Source organism: Deltaproteobacteria bacterium (assembly GCA_016219225.1).
GTDB lineage: Bacteria > Desulfobacterota > RBG-13-43-22 > RBG-13-43-22 > RBG-13-43-22 > RBG-13-43-22.
In genome coordinates this window covers 1-7,235 of the sequence record JACRBX010000312.1, presented here as the reverse complement: position 1 = coordinate 7,235, position 7,235 = coordinate 1, and the positions used below count along the sequence as shown (strand labels likewise).

Sequence of the window (7,235 nt, the reverse complement as noted above, 5' to 3'; positions counted from 1 at the left end):
CCCTGATAGAAAGTGAACTCTTTGGATATGAGCGGGGGGCCTTTACCGGCGCCAAGGTCGAGGGAAGAACCGGCTATTTTGACGAGGCCCATGGAGGGACCCTTTTATTGGATGAAATCGGCGATGCCTCCCATCCGGTTCAGGCCAAATTGTTACGCGTTCTGGAGGATGGCTCTTTTAAACGTATAGGCGGAAATCGAAATATCAAGGTCGATGTGCGCATTATTTCATCCACCAATCGAGACCTTTCCAAATTGATGGCCGAGAATAAAATGCGGGAAGATCTTTTTTATCGTTTGAATACTTTCACTATTCATCTGCCTGCGTTGTTGGAAAGGAAAAAAGATATCGGTTTGTTGATCGATTTTTTTCTCCATGTTTACGCCAAAAGAGAAAAAAAAGACTTTAAATTCCTGCCTTCAACCAGGAGGATGTTGGAAGAGTATCACTGGCCGGGCAATGTTCGGGAACTCAAAGGCGTCATTGCCTATGCCGTCAGTATGACCGACGGCACCCATATCTCTCCAAAATCCCTTCCCCTTTTTTTTCACACCAGTAAACCTCCCCAGGTTCGTGAGGCCTCTAAGGTCCCTGCTCCGGCCTTGGTGTCTAAACAGGATTTCAGGCTGAAGATGGCCGTCCGACAGTTTGAAAAAGATCATATTCAAGAAGTCCTGGAAAAATCCAAAAACAAAACCGATGCGATCAGGAACCTCGGCATCAGCCGGCGGAGTTTTTACCTGAAACTCAAACAATATGGTCTTGAGAAATAAACCCGGACGTTTTATTTCTAAAAGGAATTCTTTTTGAGCCAGGCATGATAAATGCATTAGCATAAAGATGGGCGGACGCCACGAAACCTGAAAATGGGTTTCGCCGAAGGCCGAACGCTTAACGACGAACGGTATTTTCGTATCAAAGAGGTCAAAAAACTTGGATGACCAAATCACCATAGTGGAAGTATCTCCTCGGGACGGGTTATCCCCTATTCTGGGGGGTAAAGCTACCCGAAAGAAGATTTCTTTCATTAACCAATTGGCCAAAACCGGCCTGAAAAAAATCGAATGCGTCGCCTTTGTCCACCCCCGTATTGTCCCGGAAAACGCCGATGCAGAAAAAGTGATGGAAAAAATAGAGAAAAAACCGGGGGTCACCTACGTTGGACTGATACAAACCGAAGTAGGCTGCCGTCGGGCTTTGGCCACGTCTATTGATGAAATATTAATCCAATTGGCTACCAGTGATACCTTTCTTAAATCCTTTTCCGGCAGGACCTTAAAAGAAATCATCAATAATACCTTGCCGGCATTCTTTGAAGCCGTCAAAGGGAGCGGAAAAACCATTCGCATTTACATTGCCACGGCCTTCGGATGTCCCTATATCGGTAAGATCCCTTATGACCATGTGGTGCAACTGGTCTTAAAGTTGTCTCATATGGGGACAGATGAGATAATCCTGTTGGATAATGCCGGATTGGCCACGCCCAGGGATGTGAAAGAACTGATAGCCATCATCACCGGTCTTTCTTTGAAAATCCGGCTCGGTGCCCATTTTCATAACACCAGGGGAATGGGGCTGGCCAACTGCCTGGCCGCCTATGAGGCGGGTATTCGCATTTTCGATGCCTCCCTGGGGGGCATGAGCAAAACGCCTTATGAATCCAAAGAACTTCCTCTCGGCTATTGGAATGTGCCTACGGAAGAGCTGGTCTATATGTTCGAGGCCATGGGGGTAAAAACCAATATTAATCTCGATCGACTGCTCGACTGTGTTAAATTCGCCGAAAAACAGATAAAGATGGAATTACCGGGTCATCTCCTGCGGGCCACGATCGGGTCCCGTTTGTATAAAGGGGCTCAAAAATCAAAAAGCTAATACAAAGTGATCGTTCTCTTGGGTCTTTTTTTTTGTAACACTTCAGGTGTTTAAGAAGAGAGTAACCCCATCAACTGCCAGTCGAATCTTGCCTCGGCCAAGCTTTTAAAAATGAAGGGGAGCCAAGTTGATTTTAGGATTGACAAGCATCAAGAAATATGACTTTATAGAAAAATCTAATTATTAATTTAATTAAATCATAGACGACAATCCCCGGCCCTCTCCATTTTTTGGCGCTATACGGGGTTAAAAGAGAAAGGAGTTCATAATGTTCAAGACCCGTTTTACCGAACTGCTGGGCGTCCAGTACCCGATTCAATGCGGGACTATGATGTTTATCAGTAATGCCGATTTTGTAGCCGCCTGTGCCAATGCCGGTATTTTTACCTGCCTGGCTTCGGGCATGTTCCCGAGCGAAGAAGAACTGGTGTCTGAAATCAGAAAATTAAAGGACCTGACGGATAAACCCTTCGGGATCAATATCTCCCTCTTCCCCGGGCTTCTTCCCATGCCCGTAGAGGAGTCTCTGGAAATAGCCGCCCGGGAGGGGATCCGGATTTTGGAAACCGCCGGTAACAACCCGGCCCCTTATCGCCAGCAGATCAAAGAAAAAAACTTTATACACCTTCACAAATGTGCCCGGATAAGGGATGCGGTCAAAGCCGAGGCCGTGGGGGTGGACCTGGTGGCTTTGGTCGGAACGGAATGCGGGGGACATCCCAGCATGGAAGATGTGACCAGTCTGGTTATGATCCCCGAGGCCGCTGACCGCCTGCGGATTCCCCTGGTAGCCGGTGGAGGCTTTTGTGACGGCAAGACTCTGGTGGCCGCCCTGGCTTTGGGCGCTGAAGGTGCTTTGATGGGCACCCGTTTTCTCAATACCGCAGAGGCCGGCATTCATCCCCATCATAAGGAACAATTTATCCAGGCCCAGGAAACCGATACGGTGGTCATTCAGAAGTCCATCGGCAGCGCCACCCGGGTCTTAAAAAACCCCTGGGCCGAACATATCCTGGATCTGGAAAAGAAACAGACCCCTCTGGAAGAACTGCTCCCCGTGATCACCGGACGACGGACCGCCGCGGCTTGGAGAGATGGTGGGGAAGATGCGGTCTTCGCCTGCGGTCAGGTTGTGGGAAGAACCAGGGAAACCATCCCCGTTAAAGATCTGGTGGACCGGATAATGACCCAGGCGGAAGAAGTCAGTCAAAAAATCTGGCAGATTCGAAACCAATAATCTTAAATTAGGACGCAGATTTTCGAAGATTCCCGCAGATAACTATTCTTTATATTCAAAATCCTGGCAATCTGCACGATCGGCGAAAATCTGCCGATCCGAGTCAATCGGCGTCCAAAATAAAAATTCCTGCTGAATTGAAAGGAGCATCGATAATGGCATTCAAAAAGGTATTGGTGGTCGGTTCGGGAACCATGGGGAACGGCATTGCCCAAGTCTGTGCCCAAAAGGGACTTGAGGTGACCATCTCGGATATCTCTCAGGAGGTTCTGGATAAAGCAGTCAAAAACATCCGCTGGTCGGTCAACAAGTTTGTTGAAAAAGGAAAACTCCAAGAAAATTTAGAAACGATTATGGGACGTATCCGGACCTCCACCGGCGTTGAAGCGGCTGCGGAGGTCGATCTGGTCATCGAAGCGGTCTTCGAAAAGGTGGAAGTCAAGCATGAGGTTTTTAAAAAAATCGATGCCCTGGCCACCGGAAAAACCATCCTGGCCTCCAATACTTCGGCCATTCCCATCAGTGACATCGCTGCGGCCGTGAGCCGGCCGGAAAACTTTATCGGCCTCCATTTTTTCAATCCTGTCCCGATGATGAACGCCGTTGAAGTGATCAAAGGGATTGCCACCGGAGATGAAGCCTTTCAGGCCGGGGCGGAGTTTGTCCGCTTTATCGGCAAGGAGCCGATCATGGTCCAGAGGGATATCGCCGGTTTCATCTTAAACCGCATCAACATGCTTTCCAATATGGAGGCCATGCGCCTGGTCGGACAGGGGGTGGCCACCCCGGAAGATATCGACAAGGGCATGTGCCTGGCCTTCGGCCGCAAGATGGGTCCCTTTGAAACCTCCGACATGGTCGGTCTGGATGTCCAGCTTATGGCCTATACCAACGTCTACGAAGATGAAAAGGATGCCCGGTTTTACCCTCCTTCCATTTTGAAGCGAAAGGTCCGGGCCGGTTATCTGGGCCGCAAGACCGGCAAGGGCTGGTATGAATACAATTCCGATGGTAGCCGGAAGAAATAAAAGGTTCAAGGTTCAAGGTTCAAGGTTTGGGGAAAACCCGTATTTCTTTTAATCCTTATACCGTTTACCTTGCACCTTATACCTTAAACCTTATACCTTAATAAGGAGGTACTTGATGGATATAAAAAACTGTACGGCCGTCATCACCGGCGGGGCTTCGGGTCTGGGAGAAGCCACAGCCCGGTCTATAGTCGCCGGCGGAGGTAAAGTGGCTTTGTTGGATTTAGACGGGGGAAGAGGCCCTCAATTGGCCCAGGAGTTGGGTGAAGGCGCCTTGTTCGTCCCGGCCGATGTCGGTCAGGAAGAAGGCATGGACCGGGTGGTCGAAAAAATCAAAGAGGCCTTCGGCACCTTCCAGGTGGTGATCAACTGCGCCGGCGTAGGCGGTTCGGTGAAGATAGTGGGTAAGGAAGGGGTTATGCCTCTGGAACTTTTCAGCCGAACGGTCCAGATCAACCTGATCGGCACCTTTAATGTCATCCGGGCCACCGCTTCCACTCTGGTGGCCAATACCCCCAACGAAGAAGGAGAAAGAGGGGTGGTTATCAATACGGCCTCTATCGCCGCCTTTGACGGTCAGGTCGGCCAGGCCGCCTATTCCTCCTCCAAAGGAGGGGTGGTTTCCCTGTCCTTGACCTTGGCCCGGGAGTTTGCCAATAATGGCATCCGCATCATGTCTATTTTACCCGGGATTATGGACACCCCCATGATGGCCAGACTCGATGAGATAAAAAAAGGGCGTCTGGCCCAACAAATACCCTTTCCGTCCCGGCTGGGCAAACCGGCCGAGTTTGCCGCCCTGGCCTGTCATATCATCCAAAACCCGTACCTGAACGGCGAATCCATCCGCCTGGACGGCGGCCTGCGCATGGGGTTCGGCCGGAAATAAATAATTTTGGTTCAATCGGGAAGCCTTGGGGTCTCAAGTCCTCAAGAAGGAGGCATTCCCAACTCATTTTAAGGGGTTTAGTAGCAATCAGCCGCCGGCTATGCCGGTCGGCTGCATTGCCTGGCCCTAACTTTCCCGCCATCTCATACGCCATCTCATACGATTGTACAACCAACTCCTCCGGTTTTGGTTTCGATCTTTTAAATAACTCAACCTTGTCCCCAATTTTTCCGTCCGGGCTTAGGCATAGCTCTTACACCCTTGCGTTTACACACTGCCAATCACGTCTGATCATTTCTCCAATTTTCTTGGCACGCTCAGAGTAGAGTGCGATACCCTCCCAGTCAGGTTCTTGGCCGACCTTCTGCATAAGCAAGCCATCCCCGTTGGGCCAACAGGGCAGCACGCCGCCGAGGAAGTAACCGTATCCACGCAAGATATCCGTCGCTGCCGATGTAAAAGGCGAGGCGAGTGGCAGCCAGATTTGGAAGATCTCCATGCCTTTTTCGCGCGCTTCGCTGTCCAAGCGGGAAATGAATGGGTCGAAATCCGACCCGATACGATCTATCATAATCCGTGCGACTTGCGCCAAGTCGAATAATTTCATACTGCCCTGGCTACTTCCTTCAACCAGCCAGTCACTTTTTGAAAACACAAAAGTGCGCTCCACATTCAAACCGCCATAAAGGTACTCCAGCTCATCCCGATAGGCCATCGGCACCTGGACGGTTTGCACTCTGGGTTTGCGCTTGAAAAATCCGAGCAGCACAGAAACGCGACTGGATGGACCCGGCTCCAGGCCATAGGCCGCCGCCGGCATCAGATCGACTTCGAGGCCTGATTCTTTAAAGTCAAGCTGTATACACATCTTCTGTAACTGGGTGTGGCTGCACACGGGTTCTCCGATAATTCCTTCCACGCCGAAACGTTTTGAGGTATCGAAAATAGTATGCTTGAACAAGCGGAAAAAGACGCTTTGCCCGCGAAAACCCGGCAGCACCGCTCCGGCTGCATTTTCATAGAGGTGTGTGGCAGAGTCCAGAAGAACCAGCGCATTATGGCCGACCACTTCGCCGGCGGCCGTGCGGGCCACACAGGAGATAATGCGGCCGGCAGCATTCTCTTCGATCAACTGGTCCGGGAGGTAATAAACCCTGATGGGGTACCCTTCTCCGTAGACTTGGCGAAAAAGCCGGGCAATTCCAGGTGCGTCTTCAATACGGAAAAAATCTATCTCGATTTCCTGGCTTGTTGTGTCTAAACTTGGTGTTTCGCTCATTATCTATCCTCACCACTTAGGGGATCGAGGTGGGACAGCCAGTTACCAGACTGCCCCCTCACAGACCCCGGCGGGCGGAATTCCCCCACCGGGTTCCTCAGAATTATTCGCTTGGGTGCTTCTGCCCTCAAAAGGCCATTTCCAGTCGCTTCGGCAGTTTCTTTTCCGCTATCCGTGGTTTCTCTGTCTGTAGAAACTTAGGGGACGTTGGTTCTGAATTGATTTAAACGTTTCATTCCGTCCCAATCATTTCATTTCTTCTTCGGAATTGGCTAACCGGCAAACGGCCGAAGTCGTCACACCTAAAAAACGGGCAACTTCGGCCCCCTGATATCTTATCTCTCTGACAGCCGTCCGGCAAAACAGTCTCCTGGCTTTCGAAATTCTTCTTTGCCGGACGCCGGATCTTAATTCCGTCACTGTTATCCCCGCTTCTTTTGATATCTCGTCAGCCAACTCCATTAGGGCTTTAACTTTTCCCGACAATCTCAGCGTTTCTTTCGCCTTTTGTCCTGCCTCAGAAAATAAATCCAAAACAAATTCACTGCTGCCTAAAATCCTCTCATCCGAGGCCGCTCGAGTGTCTTTTCTCCTCAAAGACAACACGGCCGACCATCCCCCAAGGCTCCGAATCAAGCCTCCTCCGACTAATTCAGGCCTTTTTCCCAAAGCAATCCCTTCGGACAAGAATTGCTCATAAAGCAAAAGAGCCCTTTTTTTCTTTGGACTGAAATAGGAGAGAATGGCATCAATATCCTGCCAATCCCGCTTAACTTCTCCCATGATGGCGGAATGGCCGGTCCAGGGATATTTTTTCAGTTCTTCCATTCCGGGAATCATCTTCTTTCTCAAAGGGTTTAAATGTATATACCTGGTCAGTTCCAAAAGATAAGGATCTTCTTCACAGACAATTGACTTATATCTATT

Annotated in this window: 7 protein-coding genes; 5 read left to right on the top strand and 2 right to left on the bottom strand. The window is 50.0% G+C overall.

Going from position 1 to position 7,235, the window contains the following annotated elements; genetic code table 11:
* From HY879_25105 to HY879_25085, 5 genes are all read left to right on the top strand, one after another.
* Nucleotides 1–773 (top strand): sigma 54-interacting transcriptional regulator (locus tag HY879_25105; protein ID MBI5606624.1); only part of this gene is annotated, 773 nt, incomplete at its 5' end.
* 160 nt (nt 774–933) lie between these two features.
* A complete protein-coding gene (locus HY879_25100; protein MBI5606623.1) occupies nt 934–1,875 on the top strand; it encodes a hydroxymethylglutaryl-CoA lyase in 942 nt (313 codons plus the stop codon).
* Between the two features lie 268 nt (nt 1,876–2,143).
* On the top strand, nt 2,144–3,112 hold the full coding sequence (locus HY879_25095) for a nitronate monooxygenase (protein ID MBI5606622.1): 969 nt from the start codon (nt 2,144–2,146) through the stop codon (nt 3,110–3,112).
* A 155-nt stretch (nt 3,113–3,267) separates the two neighbouring features.
* On the top strand, nt 3,268–4,140 hold the full coding sequence (locus tag HY879_25090; protein ID MBI5606621.1) for a 3-hydroxyacyl-CoA dehydrogenase family protein: 873 nt from the start codon (nt 3,268–3,270) through the stop codon (nt 4,138–4,140).
* 115 nt (nt 4,141–4,255) lie between these two features.
* Nucleotides 4,256–5,029, top strand: a complete 774-nt coding sequence (locus tag HY879_25085; GenBank protein MBI5606620.1) for an SDR family NAD(P)-dependent oxidoreductase — start codon at nt 4,256–4,258, stop codon at nt 5,027–5,029.
* Nucleotides 5,030–5,282: 253 nt separating this feature from the next.
* Here the strand turns inward: HY879_25085 and HY879_25080 are convergent, their stop codons facing one another.
* Entirely contained in the window at nt 5,283–6,308 is a 1,026-nt protein-coding gene (locus HY879_25080; GenBank protein MBI5606619.1) for a hypothetical protein, read from the bottom strand.
* A 246-nt stretch (nt 6,309–6,554) separates the two neighbouring features.
* On the bottom strand, nt 6,555–7,136 hold the full coding sequence (locus tag HY879_25075; protein MBI5606618.1) for a hypothetical protein: 582 nt from the start codon (nt 7,134–7,136) through the stop codon (nt 6,555–6,557).
* Between the last annotated feature and the right edge of the window lie 99 nt (nt 7,137–7,235).